This is a genomic window from Modestobacter sp. URMC 112 (genome assembly GCF_053502575.1).
Map to the genome: position 1 here is coordinate 4,005,051 of NZ_CP199957.1, position 15,421 is coordinate 4,020,471.

The 15,421-nt window shown below is 72.8% G+C and carries 16 protein-coding genes and 1 pseudogene; 7 read left to right on the top strand and 10 right to left on the bottom strand.

What is annotated here, in order from left to right; translation table 11 throughout:
* Nucleotides 1-3 precede the first annotated feature (3 nt).
* The 3 genes from ACWIX6_RS19055 to ACWIX6_RS19065 form a co-directional block, all read right to left on the bottom strand.
* Entirely contained in the window at nt 4-972 is a 969-nt protein-coding gene (locus ACWIX6_RS19055) for an ABC transporter permease (protein ID WP_448614007.1), read from the bottom strand.
* A 23-nt stretch (nt 973-995) separates the two neighbouring features.
* Entirely contained in the window at nt 996-1,985 is a 990-nt protein-coding gene (locus ACWIX6_RS19060) for an ABC transporter permease (RefSeq protein ID WP_448614008.1), read from the bottom strand.
* A 272-nt stretch (nt 1,986-2,257) separates the two neighbouring features.
* Nucleotides 2,258-3,988 carry an ABC transporter family substrate-binding protein gene (locus ACWIX6_RS19065; RefSeq protein ID WP_448614009.1) on the bottom strand — a complete coding sequence of 577 codons (1,731 nt, stop codon included), beginning with the start codon at nt 3,986-3,988 and terminating at the stop codon, nt 2,258-2,260.
* 371 nt (nt 3,989-4,359) lie between these two features.
* On the opposite strand from ACWIX6_RS19065, the gene ACWIX6_RS19070 reads away from it, so the two are divergent.
* Nucleotides 4,360-4,530 (top strand): CsbD family protein, encoded by a 171-nt coding sequence (locus ACWIX6_RS19070; RefSeq protein WP_448614010.1) that lies wholly within the window; start codon nt 4,360-4,362, stop codon nt 4,528-4,530.
* A gap of 176 nt (nt 4,531-4,706) precedes the next feature.
* Here ACWIX6_RS19070 and ACWIX6_RS19075 read toward each other — a convergent pair whose 3' ends face one another.
* Both ACWIX6_RS19075 and ACWIX6_RS19080 read right to left on the bottom strand, forming a co-directional pair.
* The gene (locus ACWIX6_RS19075; protein ID WP_448614011.1) at nt 4,707-5,573 is read right to left on the bottom strand and encodes a DUF559 domain-containing protein; all 867 of its coding nucleotides are present in this window, start codon (nt 5,571-5,573) and stop codon (nt 4,707-4,709) included.
* A 121-nt stretch (nt 5,574-5,694) separates the two neighbouring features.
* Nucleotides 5,695-6,435, bottom strand: a complete 741-nt coding sequence (locus ACWIX6_RS19080; protein ID WP_448614012.1) for a (deoxy)nucleoside triphosphate pyrophosphohydrolase — start codon at nt 6,433-6,435, stop codon at nt 5,695-5,697.
* A 26-nt stretch (nt 6,436-6,461) separates the two neighbouring features.
* On the opposite strand from ACWIX6_RS19080, the gene ACWIX6_RS19085 reads away from it, so the two are divergent.
* The 5 genes from ACWIX6_RS19085 to ACWIX6_RS19105 all read left to right on the top strand — a co-directional run bounded on the left by ACWIX6_RS19085 (nt 6,462) and on the right by ACWIX6_RS19105 (nt 10,183).
* Entirely contained in the window at nt 6,462-7,001 is a 540-nt protein-coding gene (locus ACWIX6_RS19085) for an RrF2 family transcriptional regulator (protein ID WP_448614013.1), read from the top strand.
* Between the two features lie 55 nt (nt 7,002-7,056).
* The gene (locus ACWIX6_RS19090; RefSeq protein WP_448617011.1) at nt 7,057-7,143 is read left to right on the top strand and encodes a putative leader peptide; all 87 of its coding nucleotides are present in this window, start codon (nt 7,057-7,059) and stop codon (nt 7,141-7,143) included.
* Between the two features lie 96 nt (nt 7,144-7,239).
* On the top strand, nt 7,240-8,913 hold the full coding sequence (locus tag ACWIX6_RS19095) for a nitrite/sulfite reductase (protein ID WP_448614014.1): 1,674 nt from the start codon (nt 7,240-7,242) through the stop codon (nt 8,911-8,913).
* A gap of 172 nt (nt 8,914-9,085) precedes the next feature.
* Nucleotides 9,086-9,799, top strand: coding sequence for a phosphoadenylyl-sulfate reductase (locus tag ACWIX6_RS19100; RefSeq protein WP_448614015.1), 714 nt, complete (start codon nt 9,086-9,088; stop codon nt 9,797-9,799).
* Nucleotides 9,800-9,889: 90 nt separating this feature from the next.
* Nucleotides 9,890-10,183, top strand: a complete 294-nt coding sequence (locus tag ACWIX6_RS19105; protein WP_448614016.1) for a 4a-hydroxytetrahydrobiopterin dehydratase — start codon at nt 9,890-9,892, stop codon at nt 10,181-10,183.
* A 13-nt stretch (nt 10,184-10,196) separates the two neighbouring features.
* Here the strand turns inward: ACWIX6_RS19105 and ACWIX6_RS19110 are convergent, their stop codons facing one another.
* From ACWIX6_RS19110 to ACWIX6_RS19125, 4 genes and pseudogenes are all read right to left on the bottom strand, one after another.
* Nucleotides 10,197-10,781 carry a PhoX family protein gene (locus ACWIX6_RS19110; RefSeq protein WP_448614017.1) on the bottom strand — a complete coding sequence of 195 codons (585 nt, stop codon included), beginning with the start codon at nt 10,779-10,781 and terminating at the stop codon, nt 10,197-10,199.
* A gap of 89 nt (nt 10,782-10,870) precedes the next feature.
* A pseudogene (locus ACWIX6_RS19115) lies at nt 10,871-12,421 on the bottom strand (PhoX family protein); the annotation flags it as partial.
* 176 nt (nt 12,422-12,597) lie between these two features.
* Nucleotides 12,598-13,002 carry a DUF3037 domain-containing protein gene (locus ACWIX6_RS19120; RefSeq protein WP_448614018.1) on the bottom strand — a complete coding sequence of 135 codons (405 nt, stop codon included), beginning with the start codon at nt 13,000-13,002 and terminating at the stop codon, nt 12,598-12,600.
* Complete coding sequence (locus ACWIX6_RS19125) at nt 12,999-13,856, bottom strand: HipA family kinase (RefSeq protein ID WP_448614019.1); 858 nt, start codon at nt 13,854-13,856, stop codon at nt 12,999-13,001. The genes ACWIX6_RS19120 and ACWIX6_RS19125 overlap by 4 nt, the downstream gene beginning before the upstream one ends.
* Before the next feature lie 53 nt (nt 13,857-13,909).
* Between ACWIX6_RS19125 and ACWIX6_RS19130 the strand changes: the two genes are divergently transcribed.
* A complete protein-coding gene (locus ACWIX6_RS19130; protein ID WP_448614020.1) occupies nt 13,910-14,458 on the top strand; it encodes a DUF1990 family protein in 549 nt (182 codons plus the stop codon).
* Nucleotides 14,459-14,469: 11 nt separating this feature from the next.
* Here the strand turns inward: ACWIX6_RS19130 and ACWIX6_RS19135 are convergent, their stop codons facing one another.
* A complete protein-coding gene (locus ACWIX6_RS19135; protein WP_448614021.1) occupies nt 14,470-15,387 on the bottom strand; it encodes a formate/nitrite transporter family protein in 918 nt (305 codons plus the stop codon).
* Nucleotides 15,388-15,421: the final 34 nt, after the last annotated feature.

A 15,421-nucleotide genomic window follows, 5' to 3' on the forward strand; every position in this document is an offset into this window, starting at 1 on the left:
GTGTCAGGCCCGCACGCGGCGGTTGCTCGGGTCGAAGGCGTCGCGGATGCCGTCGCCGATGAGGTTGATCGCCAGCACGATGGCGATGAGCGCGATCCCCGGGAAGTAGAACAGCCACGGCCGGGTGCTCGCGGCCTGCACACCGTCGGAGACCAGCCGGCCCAGCGACGTCTGGTTGGCCCCGTTGACGCCGAACCCGAGGTAGGTCAGGGCGGCCTCGAGGGTGATGGCGGTGGCGGCGGCCAGCGTCGTCCACACGATGAGCGAGCCCAGCGTGTTGGGGATCAGGTGCTTGAAGATGATCCGACTGTCGGAGGCGCCCATGGCGTGCGCGGCCTCGACGTACTCCTTCTCGCGCAGCGAGAGGAACTGGCTGCGCACGATGCGCGCCAGGTCCAGCCAGCCGAACAACCCCAGGATGATGCCGACGCCGAGCGGGGTGCGGGAGCCGGGGAAGTTGCTCGCCACGACGATCAGCACGACCAGCAGCGGCACGGTCAGCACCAGGTCGACGAAGCGCATGAGCAGGCTGTCGACCCACTCGCCGAAGTAGCCGGCCAGGGCCCCGACGAGCAGACCGAGGGGGAAGGCGATGACCACGAACAGCAGCACGATGAACAGCGAGCGCTGCACGCCGGTCATGATCCCGGCCATCAGGTCGCGACCGATCTCGTCGCTGCCCATCAGGTAGCCGGCCGTGCCCGGCGGCACGGACTGCTGGCTGCTGTTCTGCGTGGCGTAGTCCACCCCCGTGACGAGGGGGCCGAGGAACCCGAAGGCCAGCAGCAGCACGAAGATGACCACCCCGGTCATCCCGACCTTGTTGTGGAAGAACCGCCGGATGATCTGCTGCCGCTGGCTGCGGGCCTTGACGGTGAACTCGCGCTCGACCCCGCCGCCGCTCTGCGGCGTGCCAGGGGTGGCGGGCAGTACCCCGCCGGCGGTGTCGGTGCCGGCCTGGGTGGTGGCCATGTCGTCCTTCTCTCTCGCGCGGCTCAGGCGAGCCGGATCCGCGGGTCCAGGACCGCGTAGAGGATGTCGGCGATCAGGTTGAAGAGGACGACGAAGACGGCGCTGACCAGCAGCCAGCCGAGGACGACGTTGATGTCGTTGTTCCCGATGCCGTTGAGCAGCAGGTACTCGCCCATGCCGTGCCAGACGAAGACCGTCTCGGTGATCACGGCGCCGCCGAAGAGGGTGCCGATGCCCAGGGCGACGACGGTGGTCAGCGGGATGAGCGCGTTCCGCAGCCCGTGCCGGACCACCGTGCGCCGGTAGGTGAGGCCCTTGGCCCGGGCCAGCCGCATGTAGTCCGAGCCCAGCACGTCCAGCATCGCCGCGCGCTGGAACCGGCTCCAGGCGGCGAACGAGAGCGCCGCCAGGCTGATCGTGGGCAGGATCAGGTGGCCCAGCCGGTCGGACCACAGCTCCCAGCCCTCGGCGTACAACCCGAGCCCGGGTGTCTCCTCACCGATCGTGTACAGCACCTGGGAGCCCAGCAGGTCGTTGACCCCGCCGGCCACGAACTCCTTGAGCAGCGCGGCGAACCAGAACGTGGGCAGCGCGATGAGCAGGTAGACGACGAAGGTGAAGGCGTAGTCCGAGGCCTTGTACTGGCGGACGGCGCCGATCACGCCCACCACAACCGCCAGCAGGATGGCGATGACCACGGCGGCCAGGATCATCCGCCCGGTGACCAGGATCCGGCCGGTGAGCTGGTCGGCCACCGGCGTCCCGTTGACGGTCTGCCCGAAGTCGCCGGTGACCGCGCCGGACAGCCAGTTCCAGTACCGGACGAAGAAGTTGTCGTTGAGGCCCAGTTCCTCGCGGAGGTTGTTGAAGAACGACTCCGGGGGGCGGGGGTTCTGGGTGTAGTACCGGGCCAGCGGATCGAAGCTGGCGGCGCAGAGCGCGAACACCAGGAACGAGCTCACCAGCAACACGAAGACCGACGCGATGATCCGCCGGATCGTGAAGAAGAACATGCGGTGACCTTACGCCGGGAGCGGAAGTCGTCCGGTCTCGGAACGACCTGTTCAGCGAGCGATCCTGCGGCACGGACGGGGCGGCGGGAGGGGCTGCCGACGAGGCCGCCGACAGCCCCTCCCGGACGCACCACGGCCCCCGGGAGGTGGTCCCAGGGGCCGCGGGCCCGGGCCCCGGCGCCGCCGCTGGACGGCGGCGCCGGGCCGGGGTGGTGCTCGGTGCGGGTGGTGCTCGGTGCTCGGTGCGGGTGGTGCTCAGTGCCGACCGGAGGTCACTGGACGGTCCAGGTCTCCGAGTTCCACAGCGGACCGGCCTCGGTGGGGTTGTCCTGCACCCCTTCGATGGAGGACTGGTACGCGACGAAGGTCGGCTTCTGGTACAGCGGCACGGTGGCCATCTGCTCCCAGAGCAGGGCGTCGATCTGGTTGCCCAGCTCCTGCTGACGCGCGCGGTCGGGCTCGGTGGCGAGCTCGGCGAACAGTGCGTCGATCTCCGGCGTCCCGACCCGCGAGTAGTTCTGCTGGATGTTGTCGCCCTGCGGGCTCTGGTAGATCGACTGCGCAGAGGTGACGAACGGGTTGCCCACCCAGGCGAACAGCGCGGCCTGGAAGCCACCGGCCTCGAGGCTGGTCGGCTGCTCGGCCCCGGCGAAGATGTCCGGGTTGGCGTTGAACGTCGCGTTGATGCCCGCCTCGCGCAGCTGCGGGATCATCACCTCGATCGTCGTCTGCCGCAGCGGGTTGTTCGCCGTCGTGTCGATCTGGATGTTGAGCGGGCCGCGCTGCGGGTGGGTGTAGATCCCGTCCGGGCCGGCGGTGTAGCCCGACTGCTCCAGCAGCTGGCGGGCCTGGTCGACGCTCTGCGTCTTGACCTCGGCCGGCGCGGTGTCCTCGTACTCCGGCTGGGTGTTGAGCCAGATCCGGTTGTTGAGGACCTGGGCGTCGCTGGAGAACTGGCCCACGGTCTGGGCGACGATCTCCTCACGGTCCAGCGCGTAGGCGAAGGCGTTGCGGACGTTCGGGTCGGCCAGGTGCGGGTCCTGGGTGTTGAAGTCCACGTGCTCGAACGAGAGACCGAAGTTGATCTCGCTGGACACGTTGGGCTCCAGCGCCTGGATCTGGTCGACCAGGTCCAGCTGCGGCTGCGGGTAGATGACGCCGAGCTCGCCGGACTGGATGCCCTGCACCGCCGTCGTCGGGTCGTTGCCGATGTTCTGGATGATCAGCTGCTCGAGGTTCGGGCCCTCGCCCCACCACTCGGGGTTCGGGGTGAGCACGATGATCTGGCCACCGGCGTCGATGTTCTCGGCCAGCACCTGCCAGGGGCCACCGGAGATGTCGCCGACGATGCCCTCGCTGATCGGCCAGCCGGTGGTGATGGTCTCGCAGAGCGCGACCGGGTCCTCGTTGGCCATCAGGTGCGCGGGCAGCAGGTTCTCGAAGTTGCCCTGCCAGTCGGCGAACGGCGTCGAGTAGGTGACGGTGACGGTCTTGCCGTCGTCGGCGCCCTCGATGCTCTCGATGACGTCGTAGCCGGTGGTCGACAGGACCGCGGGGCAGCCGCCCTGAGCCGGGTCACCGCTGCGGTTGGCCTGCCAGGTGAACTCGAAGTCGTCGGCGGTGATCGGGGTGCCGTCGCTCCACACCGCGTCCGGGTTGATCGAGTAGGTGTTGACCTGGGTCCCGCCGTTCTCCTCGAGGGTCGGCTCCTCGGTCAGCAGGTCGTCGTTGTACGTGACGGTGAAGTCGGGCTGGATGTGGTACGGCGAGGGCAGGACGCCGATGAGCACGTTGGCCACCGACGTCGCGTTGCCGGCTGCGATGTTCGGGTAGAGGTTCTCGGGGAAGTCCGTCGACTCACCGAAGACCACCCGGCCGGAGGGGCCGCCGGCCTGGCCTTCGTCGCCGCCTCCATCGTCGCCGCCGCCACCACAGGCCGACAGCGCCATCGCGCCGGCGATGCCGGTGGCGATGAGCGCTGAACTGCGCTTGCTCAACTTCACGTTCGGTTGCCTCCTCGACCCGCTCGTGCGGGAGGGATGATCAGGTCGACCGACCCGGGATCGGCCGGATGGGCCGGGGACGGAATCGTCACAGCCTGTCGGACAGCTGTCGCCCCCGCGTGACAGGCGCGACGGGTGGACCCTAGGCAGTGCCGGAAGACACCGTCCACGGACGTCACCGATTTGTGACCTGTGCTCAGGACCGTCCCCGAGCCGCCACTGAAAACCGGGCGCAGGGGCGCCCGGCCCACGGTTCCGTGGAGCCGGTCGCGGTCTGCCTGACGGACGCGCCGGCCCGGCGGTCGGGGATGTGTGCGCACCGCCCACCCGGGTACCTCTCCACAGACCTGTTGCCGCACCGAGGAGGACCCATGAGTGCCATGGACAAGATGAAGAACAAGGCCGAGGAGCTCACCGGACAGGGCAAGGAGGCCGCCGGCAAGGCGACCGGGAACCGCGACCTGGAGGCCGAGGGCCACGTGGACCAGGCCAGCGGCAACGCCAAGCAGGCCGGCGAGAAGGTCAAGGACATCTTCAAGTGACCTCCGGCCTCACCTGGTGAGGCCCGGCTCCCCGGAGCCACCGCGGGCGGTGCACCGCCCGCCCCTGTCGGAGCGCCGGCGCGGCCCGTCCGCGACGGCGCTCCGCCACGTCCACCCCCGGGCCGCACTCTTACCTCCGCGCTTTCGGTACCGAAAGCGCGGCACGGCGGCGCTGCTCAGAGGACGAGCGCAGCCTGGATCCGGCGGACGACGGCGTCCATGTCGCGGAGATCGACCGAGCTCAGCCGGATGACCCGCCAGCCCGCCGCGGTCATGCGGGCGTAGCGCAGGTCGTCCCTCACGATCTGCAGGCCGTCGAAGTGGTACGCACCCTCGTACTCGACGACCACCTTGTGCTCCGGCCAGGCCAGGTCGACCTGACCGAGCCACGCCCCCTCGACCGCCAGCACGAACTGCGGCACGGGCGGGGCGAGACCGGCCACCTGGCACGCCACCCGCACCCAGGACTCGGGCGGGCTCTGTGCCCTGCCGTCGGCGAGAGTCAGCGCGCGCTGCGCCCGCCGACCGCGCCACCTGCCCGGAGCACGCCCCAGCAGCGCGGCCAGGTCGACGTCCGAGAGGGCCCCGTCGCGCAGCATGCCGTCGAGGGTCGCGACGGCGTCCGGAGTCCGGTCGAGGGTGGCGACGTCCCACGCCGTCCGGATCGGAGTGGTCACCGGGATGGCGTCCTCGACCACCACGACCTCCGAACGTGCCAGGTCGGTGCGGTGCACCCGGACACCCCGCGGTCCCCGCCACGGGCTGAGCGCCGGGACGATGACGGTGACGGGATCGGACGCGCTCGCGAAGGGCGCGCCGAACCAGCCGGCCGCCGAGCGACCGGCGATGACCCCGTCCGGCGGCGCGACCAGGGCGACGGCCCGGCTGAGCAGCTGGTGGTCGAGCGAGATGCCCGGGTCGGCGTAGACGTTGTGCAGCAGCCGCCGGAAGAGGCCGCTCTGCAGCTGCCGTCGGGTGACCGCGCCCTCGGCGATGGCATGGCTGCCGAGGAAGACACCGTGGGGCAGCGGCCGTCGCAGCATCCGGCCAGCCTGGCCGAGCGGAGCGGCCGACCGTCGCGCCGTCCACAGGCGGCGCCTCCCCGCGCGCTTTCGGTACCGAAAGCGCGGGGTGCTTTCGGTACCGAAAGCGCGGGGGTGGGGGTCAGAGGCGCAGCAGGAGGGCGCGGACGGCGGGGAGCAGGGGGCGGTCCGCGGGGATCCAGTCCAGCGCCTCGAGGTCGTGCCCGGCCACCCAGCGCAGCTCGCTGTGCTCGTGGGCCACCACCTCACCCACGGCCACCCGGCCCCACCACACGCGCAGCGTCGAGGCCCCCGGGTCGCCGCCGGAGACGACGCCGTCCAGCGGCACCTCGCCGAGGAACGCCTGCGGGGCGACGAGGACGCCGAGCTCCTCCTGGCACTCGCGGACCAGCGCGGTCAGGTGGTCCTCCCCGCGCTCGACCTTGCCACCGGGGAACTCCCAGAGCCCGGCCAGCGGTCCGGTCCCGCGCCGGGCGACCAGCACGCGGCGCCGCTGGTCGACGAGGGCGGCACCGACGACCTGGGTGACCGACAGGGCCCGCAGCGCGGCGGCCGCGGCATAGGCGTCCCGATGGGCCTGCATCGAGCGCAGCAGCCGGCGCCGCAGCACCGGCCGCCCGATCAGCGGCGACCGGCCGGACGCCCAGTCGACCTCCTCGACCACCAGCGTGCCAGCCTGGGTGGGCGAGAAGTGCCGGGTGTGGGTCAGCGCGCCGGAGGCACCCTGGTAGACGTCCCGGTGCGGGCGGACCGACTCGACCTCGCGCAGCGGGTGCGGCCAGGGCCGGCCGAGGGCGCGGGCGACGTCGAACGCCACGGTCAACGGCGCCTCCACCAGAGTGGTGAACCGCAGCTGGGACACGGCCGCAGCCTGTCAGACACGGCAGGATGGGCTCCGTGCGCATATCCGCCCGAGTCGACTACGCGGTGCGGGCGGCCATCGAGCTGGCCGCCGCGGCCCCCGGCGCCCTGACCTGTGACCGCATCGCCCAGGCGCAGGGCATCCCCTCGCGGTTCCTGCAGGCGATCCTGGGCGACCTCCAGCACGCCCGGCTGGTCACCAGCCAGCGCGGCCGCGAGGGTGGCTACCGGCTCGCGCTCCCCGCGGAGCAGGTCTCGATCGCCCGGGTGATGCGCGTCGAGCAGGGGTTCCTCGCCGAGGTCCACGGCCAGCGGCCCGAGGACGTCGAGTACCCGGGCACCGCGGCGCCCCTGGCCGGCGTCTGGGTGGCGGCCCGGGAGAGCTACCGGCAGGTCCTGGAGCGGGTGACGCTGGCCGACGTCGTCGCCGGCACCCTGCCGCCCCACGTGGCGGAGCTGGCCGAGCTGGAGAGCGCCTGGCGCTCCTTCGGCGCTCCCGAGGACCCCGGGTCCAGCCGGGCGGACGGCGGGCAGGACACCGCCGGACGCACGACGGCGCCCGCCTGAGCGCGACCCGCCGGGGTCACGGGCCCATCCGGGCCGGGTGTGGGACGATCGGCGGGTGACTGACTGCGGCTCGCTCCTCGTGGCGCGGCTGCACGTCGATCTGGCGCGGGTCTCCAGCGCCGCGTGTCGCACCGCGCGCTGACCCGGTTCTGGCCGCAGCCCCCGCTGCAGACCCCTTCGGCAGCACCCCGGTCGCCCGCCCGTGCGGCGCGCGCCGGCGCAGAGGAGAAGTACTGACGTGTCCTCCCCCACCCGCACCAGCAACCGCCCCGTCCGTGGGCAGGGCCAGTGGGCGCTCGGCTACCGGGAGCCCCTGAACCCCAACGAGCGGATGAAGAAGGACTCCGACGGCCTCGAGGTCCGGCAGCGGATCCTGGACATCTACGCGAAGACCGGCTTCGACGGCATCGACCCCGGCGACCTGCGCGGCCGGATGCGCTGGATGGGGCTGTACACCCAGCGCGCCCAGGGCATCCCCGGCGGCAAGACCGCCGTGCTGGAGGCCGAGGAGCTCGAGGACTCCTACTTCATGATGCGGGCCCGCATCGACGGCGGGCAGCTGACCAGTGACGCGCTCCGGGTCCTCGGCGGGATCAGCACCGAGTTCGGCCGGGACGTCGCCGACGTCACCGACCGGCAAAACGTGCAGTACCACTGGATCCGCATCGAGGACGTGCCCGAGATCTGGCGGCGGCTGGAGTCGGTCGGCCTCAGCACGATGGAGGCCTGCGGCGACGTGCCGCGCGTGATGCTCGGGTGCCCGCTCGCCGGGATCCTCGAGGACGAGGTCCTCGACGCCACCGACGTCATCGCCGAGACCGTCGAGAAGTACGTCGGCAACCCCGAGTTCAGCAACCTGCCGCGCAAGTGGAAGACGTCGATGTCCGGCTGCGTCGACCACTGCACCGAGCCCGAGATCGACGACGTCTCCTTCGTCGGGGTGCGGAACGAGGCCGGCGAGGCCGGCTACGACCTCTGGGTCGGCGGCGGGCTGTCCACGAACCCGATGTTCGCCCAGCGGATCGGCGTCTTCGTCCGGCCCGACCAGGTCACCGACGTCTGGGCCGCCTGCACCGCGATCTTCCGCGACTACGGGTACCGCCGGCAGCGCAACCGCGCCCGGATCAAGTTCCTGATGGCCGACTGGGGCCCGGAGAAGTTCCGCCAGGTCCTGCAGGACGAGTACCTGCACGCGGCGCTGCCCGACGGCCCGGCGCCCGCCCCGGCGAAGCACGACCAGCGCGACCACGTCGGCGTCGCGAAGCAGAAGGACGGCCGCAACGCCGTCGGCTTCGCGCTGCGGACCGGCCGCATCACCGGCTCGCTGCTCACCCGGATCGCCGACCTGGCCGACGAGTACGGCGAGGGCCGGATCCGGACGACGACCCAGCAGAAGCTGGTCGTCCTGGACGTCCCCGACGAGCGGGTCGAGGCGCTGGTCGAGGCGCTGGAGGCGCACGACCTGCAGGTGCGGCCCAGCGCCTTCCGCCGCGGCACGATGGCGTGCACCGGGCTGGAGTTCTGCAAGCTGGCCATCGTCGAGACCAAGCAGTTCGCCCAGGACCTCTACAGCGACCTGGAGAAGCGGCTGCCGGAGTTCGACGAGCCGATCGGCATCAACGTCAACGGCTGCCCCAACAGCTGCGCCCGGTTCCAGACCGCCGACATCGGCTTCAAGGGCATGATCGTAACCAACGCCGAGGGCGAGAGCGTGGAGGGCTTCCAGGTGCACCTGGGCGGCCACCTGGGCGTCGAGGCCGCATTCGGCCGCAAGCTCCGCGGTCACAAGGTGACCAAGGAGGAGACCGCGGACTACGTCGTGCGGCTGCTGCGCGGGTACCAGGAGCGCCGCGAGCCGGGCGAGCGGTTCGCCACCTACGTGACCCGGGCCGACGAGGCCTGGCTGGTCTGACCACCGTGACGCAGGCCTCGCCCGGAAGAACCCGGCAGCTGCCCCCGTTCCACTGCCCGTACTGCGGGGAGGAGGACCTCATCCCGCACGGTGAGGACGACGGGGGATGGCGCTGCGGCGCCTGCCTGCGCAGCTTCGTCGTCCGACTGACCGGAACAGGGGTGACCCGCTCGTGACCACCGCCGTCGCCCGACCGACGCCGGAGCTCGCCGCCGAGGCCGACGCCCGCTTCGAGGGCATCGCCGACCCGGTGGAGCAGGCCCTCGCCGTCCTGCGGTGGGCCGGGGGGACGTTCGGGGACGACTTCGCGGTCACCTCCTCGATGGCCGACGGGCTGCTGGCGCACCTGGCGAGCACCGCCGTCCCCGGCGTCCGGGTCGTCTTCCTGGACACGGGGTACCACTTCGCCGAGACGATCGGCACCCGGGACTGGATCAGCAGCGTCCTGCCGATCACGCTGGTCAACGTGCGCCCCGCGCAGACGGTGGCCGAGCAGGACGCCGAGCACGGGCCCGCTCTGCACGAGCGCGACCCCGACCTGTGCTGCTCGCTGCGCAAGGTGCAGCCGCTGGCGCAGGCGCTGTCCGGGCTGGTCGCCTGGGGGTCCGGAGTGCGTCGCGACGAGGCCGTGACCCGGGCCGGCACGAAGGTCGTGGACTGGGACGCCAAGCGCGGCATGGTCAAGGTCAACCCGCTGGCGGCCTGGACGCAGGACGACGTCGACGCCTACGTCGCCGAGCACCAGGTGCCGATCAACCCGCTCGCCGAGATCGGCTACGCCTCGATCGGCTGCGCCCCCTGCACCCGGCCGGTCGCCCCGGGCGAGGACCCGCGCGCCGGCCGGTGGGCCGGCAAGGGCAAGACGGAGTGCGGCCTGCACCTCTGAGGAAGGGCCTCGGGACGGGGCCGACGCCGCGGGACCCTGGGACGAGGCCGGGTGAGCCTCGGGACGAGGCCATGAGGGCATGATCGGGCCATGCCACGCCCACCGAAGCTGTCGGCCGACGAGGTCGCCGCTGCGCTGACCGAGCTGCCCCGGTGGTCCGGTGACGCCGACGGCCTGCGTCGCACGGTGCAGCTCCCGAGCTTCCGGGACGCCGTCGCCGCGATCGTGTCGATCGCCGACGTCGCCGAGGAGATGGACCACCACCCCGACGTCGACCTGCGCTGGCGCACCCTGCACCTGACCCTGGTGAGCCACTCCGCCGGCGGCGTCTCCGAGCTGGACCTGCAGCTCGCCCGCCGCATCGACGCGCTGCTCCCGGGCTGAGGGCAGTCCTTCCTCAACTCCCCACTCGGCCGCCGTCGCTCCGGAACACCACCGCGACACTCGGCCGCGGGTAGCCCCGGTCCGCCAGCCGGTCCGGCCACGTGCTGGACGGCGCGTCGCGGGTCGACCCGGTCGTCTCACCCGGGTGCTGCACGGACACGAACACCGAGCGGGCATCGGTCGTGATCAGCGGACCGCTGCACTCGGCGCCCACCGGGACGGTGAGGAAGGCCTTGAGGTGCCCCCGCTCCGGGCCGGCCGTCGGGACGGCGAACAGCCCGTCGTTCGTCCCCCCGACCGTGCCCGCCTCCTGGTCCACCGTGGACAGGGCGTTGCCGTCGGTGGAGATCCACAGGTTCCCGGCCGGGTCGAACTCCAGGTTGTCCGGGCAGGACATGGCGCTGACTCGCGACTTGTCGAAGCCGGCGAAGAACGTCGCGGGGTCGTCCGGGTCACCGGCGACGATGAACACCCGCCAGTAGAAGTCGTCACCGTCGATCCCGTCGGTCTCCTGCCACTCCAGCACGTGGCCGTTGCGGTTGCCGGTGCGCTCCTCGTAGGTCCCCGTCTCGACGTCGAACGCGAACGACCGGGCCACCGGGTTGGCCTCGTCGGCGACCTCGCGCTGGGAGTTGTTGTCAACGCCGCGTAGACCCGGCCGTTGACCGGGTTGACCTGGATGTCCTCGGGTCGGTCCATCCGGGTCGGCACCTTGGACGGGTCGACGACGACAGGGGCGGCCGGGTCCGGGAAGTCCCCGGCGGCGTCCAGCTCCTTGCCCAGCCGGTCGGCGGCCAGCCGGGTGAAGGTGAGCACCCAGGCCACCGACCTGCCCGGGACCATCGACTGCCCGCCGCGCACCAACGGCACCCACTGGCCGGTCCCGTCGAACTCGCCGTCGGCCGGCACGGTGGCGACGCCGTCGATCTGCTCCGGTGGCGAGTCGCCGGTGAAGCGGGCGACGTAGAGGTCGCCGTCCTCCAGCAGCGTCATGTTGTGCGCGCGGGACGCCGCGTCGGTGCCCGGCCGGTAGCGCCGGCGGGACACGAACTTGTAGACGTACTCGAACCGCTCGTCGTCGCCGGAGTAGGCGACGACGCGACCGTCCTCGGCGACGTGGACGTTGGCCCCCTCGTGCTTGAACCGCCCGAGGGCGGTCCGCTTCTTCGGCGTGGACGCCGGGTCGTACGGGTCCAGCTCCACGATGAAACCGAAGCGCTTCGGCTCGTTGGGCTCGACGGTGATGTCGAACCGAGGGTCCACCACGTGCCAGCGGCGCCCGGCCGGCTCGTCGACGGTGATGCCGTACCGGGTGTACCGCGGCTCCCGGGGGTCCTCGGTCACCGGGGTGGTGGCACCGAAGTACTGGTAGACGTTCTCCTCGCCGTGCAGCGTGGTGCCCCACGGGGTCATGCCGCCGGCGCAGTTGTTCAGCGTGCCCAGCACCCGCCGGCCCCCCGGGTCGGCGGACGTGCGCACGTACTCGGAGCCGGCCACCGGGCCGGTGAGCTCGAAGGGCGTCATCGCGGTGAGCCGCCGGTTGCGCTTCCCCCGCGGGACGGCCTCCCACGCCCCCGCCGTCCCGGTCCGCCGGACCTCCACGACCGACAGCCCGTGCGCCATCATCGCGATGCGCTTCTGCTCGTCGGTGGTGGGCGCCTCCTCGTCGGCGACGCCGGCGAACATCAGCTGCTCGTCGGTGTACTCGTGGTTGACCACCAGCAGACCGCGGTGCCCGTCCCGCCCGAGGGGCAGCAGCCCGAGGAAGTCGCAGTTGTAGCCGAACTGCCGGGCCTGCGCCTCGGCGGTCTGGGCGTCGACGTCGAAGTCCGGCGCGTCCCGCTCCACCGGGTCGCCCCAGCGCAGGACGACGGCGTGCTCGTAGCCGGCCGCGGTGACCAACTCGTCCAGGAGGTTCTGCTGGACCGGCTCGAAGGTGAGCGGTCCGTCGGGGGCCGGGGCGCCGTCCCCGCCGGGCATCTCGGCCGCCGCGGCGGAGGCCAGCGGGCCGACCGCCACCACCAGGGCGCCGGCGCCGGCCGCCTTCAGCATGCTGCGCCGGCTGAAGGCCCCCTCGACGACCTCCGCGATGGTGGGGTTGTCGGTCCGGTTCGGCACGGGGGCGTCACAGGCGTTGCCGCACTTGTACCAGCACGTGGTGTGGCTGCGGCTGCCGTGCCGGAGGCTGTCCAGGAGCGGCAGCAGCGGGCGTCGGCGGGCGGGGCCGGGATCGGTCATGGATGTCCTCCGAGGGGGCGTGACCAGTACTCGGAACCCAGGCCGACGGCCGGGCGGAGGACATGGCCGGCGGATGAACCCCCGACGACAGGTGTGGCGGGCCGGACACCGTCGCCGACCGGTTGCGGAGCGTGCCGAGCCGGCTGCGCTGGAGCGCGGTCCGAGCCCGGGCTCCCTCAGTCCGAGACCGGCAGGACCAGCAGCCGCAGCAGCCGGTCGGCCTCCGCGTCCGGGTCGGCGGTCAGCCCGGTGTGCACCGGCCCCGGCTGGACGACGGTGCTCCGCGGCGCGGTAAGCCACCGGAACCGCGAGCCGAGCGCCTCCCGCCCGGCGGCCCCGGATACCGGGGCGGCCGCGCACACGTCGGCGGCCGCCTGCAGGGCCGCGGTGACGGCGGCCGGGTCGGCGGTCGGGTCCAGCGCCCGCAGCCGGTCGGCGTCCAGGTGCACCCGCGAGCCCAGGTAGTCCCGCTGCCGGCAGTAGACGAGCACCCCGGCGTTGAGCGACTCCCCGCGCTCCACGCGCGGCACCACCCGCAGCACCGCGTACTCGAACGTGTCCTTCGACGTCCCGTCCCTCACCGCTGGCTGACCCCCTCGGGTGGCGGAGGCCCCAGCCAGGACGGCCGGTTCTGTCCCCGGGGAGCGGCGCGGCGCCCGGCACCCCCGGCGGCCGCCGCCGCGACCACCCCGGGCAGCCAGGCGTCCCGGGCGGCCAGCCGGGCCAGCAGCTGGCCCACGTAGCGGACCCGGACGGCGGCGGGCGACTCCTCCGGGGTGGGTCCCTCCAGCCAGTCGTCGGGCACCAGCGCGAGCACCTCGGTCAACAGCCGCTCGGTCACCAGCGGGGCCAGCGCGGCGTCGGCGGCGCGCACGTCGGGGTCGCACTCGACGAGGGCGTGCTGGGAGGCGTCGTAGGGCCGGGCCACCGCCGCCGCGGCGCCGGGCCAGGAGTGGTGGAACGTCAGCGTGGCCCCGTGGTCGATGAGGTGCAGCCGGCCGTGCCAGAACAGCATGTTGGGGTTGCGCCAGGAGCGGTCGACGTTGCCGACCAGCGCGTCGAACCACAGCACCCGGCCGGCCAGCTCGGGCTGGACGCCGGCCGCGGCGGCCTCGAAGTCCAGGGCGCCGGGAAGGTAGTCCATGCCCAGGTTGACCCCGGCGGAGTTCCGCAGCAGCTCCTGCACCTCCTGGTCCGGCTCCCCCACGGCGAGCTCGGGCGCGACGTCCACGGTCACCAGGGCCGGCACCGGCAGTGACAGCCGGCGGGCCAGCTCCCCGCAGACCACCTCGGCGACCAGGACCCGGACGCCCTGCCCGGCGGCACGCCACTTCACCACGTAGGTGCCGAGGTCGTCGGCCTCCATCAGCCCGGGCAGCGAGCCGCCCTCACGCAGCGGCGTGACGTAGCGGGTGGCGGTGACGGCGGGGAGCACAGTGCCGCGGAGCCTACGGGCCGCGCTCCGGCGGCAGCACGCAGACTGGGCCGGTGGGAGTCCTCCGCCGCACGACCCTCCAGCAGCTGGCCGACGCGCCGTTCACCTACCCCGAGGTGGGCGCGACCCGGGAGGGTCCGCTGCCCGCGGGCTACTCCCACCTCGAACGGGCAGAGGTGGTGGGCCGCGGCCGTGCTGCCCTCGACCGGGCGGCGGCGGCCGTGTTCGACTGGCGCGCCCAGCGCGGTGCCGGGCTGCGGGTGCAGGCCAGCGGCCCGGCGGACACCCCGGGCACCGTCGTCCTGATGACCGCGGGGCTGCGCCGGCTGGGACTGGACGTCCCCTGCCGGGTGGTGTGGGTGCTCGACGAGCCCGACCGCCGGGGCTTCGGCTACGGCACGCTGCCGGGTCACCCGGAGAGCGGCGAGGAGTCGTTCGTGGTGTCGCTGGACGCGGACGGCGACGTCGTCTACTCGCTCCGGGCCTTCTCCCGGCTGGCGACGCCGCTGGCCCGGCTGGGCGGGCCGGTCAGCTCCCGGGTGCAGTGGCTGGCGCTGGACCGGTACGTCGTGGCGATCCGCCGGGCGGCGCAGGGCGGCTGACCAGCGGGGGGTCAGATGCCCGGCTCGGCCTTCGGCCGGTCGCTCTCCCGCCGGTCGTCACCGACGGGCACCCCGAGCGCCGGCCGCTCCCGCTCCCGCTCGATCGTGTGCGGCGACTGGAACAGCCGCAGCAGCGTGACCAGCACGACCCCGCCGACGAGGTTGCCCACCGCGGCGAACCCGGCGGTCTGGGCCCACTCGACGTACCCGAACGGCGCCCGGCCGGTGTGCAGCGCCGCGAACATCAGCAGCGAGTTGACGACGGCGTGGTTGAGCTGGGCCCCGGCCAGCAGGAACCCGGTCGTGACCGCGGGGACCAGCCGCAGCCCGGTGGAGGACGTGGTGTGCTGCATCCAGGTCATCAGCGTGATCACGGCGCCGCCGAGCACCGAGAGCGCGAAGGCCTTCATCCCGAGGCCCAGGTCGACGTAGAAGGCGCCGGCCTCGATGGCGGTGTCGGCGAACTGCGGGAACCCGGTGAGCACCAGGCCGGTGAACAGCCAGCCGCCGACCAGGTTGGCCACCAGCGTGCCGATCCACAGCCGCATCAGCATCCGGGCCCGGGCCTGCCGGGCGACGACCGTCATCACCGGCACCAGGAAGTCCTCGGTGAACAGCTCGCTGCGGGCCAGCGTGAGGGCGATGAAGCCGATGGTGAAGGCCAGCCCGGCCAGCAGAGCGCTCCCGGTCTCGTGCTCGACGAACAGCAGCGCCAGCACGCCGGTGCCGACGTCGATGCCGCCGAGCAGCCCGGTGGCCAGCAGCGGCCAGGTCCGGCGGGCGATGCGGCGGCGCCCCTCGTCGATCGCCCGGGTGAGGGTGTCCTCGACCGGCTTCTCGGCGACCGCCGGGTCGGCGGCGGGGTCGGCGCCGACGCCGGGCCGGTCGTCCTGCTCGTCGGACGGGCTCGGTGCCTGCGTCTGCGCCATGGCGCGCCGGGTACCCGGCGACGCCGGCCGGAAC

Bases quoted from the DNA above. Each gene is read 5' to 3' on its own strand.
- ACWIX6_RS19055 (WP_448614007.1), bottom strand. From the start codon at position 972: ATGGCCACCACCCAGGCCGGCACCGACACCGCCGGCGGGGTACTGCCC.
- ACWIX6_RS19060 (WP_448614008.1), bottom strand. From the start codon at position 1,985: ATGTTCTTCTTCACGATCCGGCGGATCATCGCGTCGGTCTTCGTGTTG.
- ACWIX6_RS19070 (WP_448614010.1), top strand. From the start codon at position 4,360: ATGAGTGCCATGGACAAGATGAAGAACAAGGCCGAGGAGCTCACCGGA.
- ACWIX6_RS19075 (WP_448614011.1), bottom strand. From the start codon at position 5,573: ATGCTGCGACGGCCGCTGCCCCACGGTGTCTTCCTCGGCAGCCATGCC.
- ACWIX6_RS19085 (WP_448614013.1), top strand. From the start codon at position 6,462: ATGGGCTCCGTGCGCATATCCGCCCGAGTCGACTACGCGGTGCGGGCG.
- ACWIX6_RS19105 (WP_448614016.1), top strand. From the start codon at position 9,890: ATGCCACGCCCACCGAAGCTGTCGGCCGACGAGGTCGCCGCTGCGCTG.
- ACWIX6_RS19135 (WP_448614021.1), bottom strand. From the start codon at position 15,387: ATGGCGCAGACGCAGGCACCGAGCCCGTCCGACGAGCAGGACGACCGG.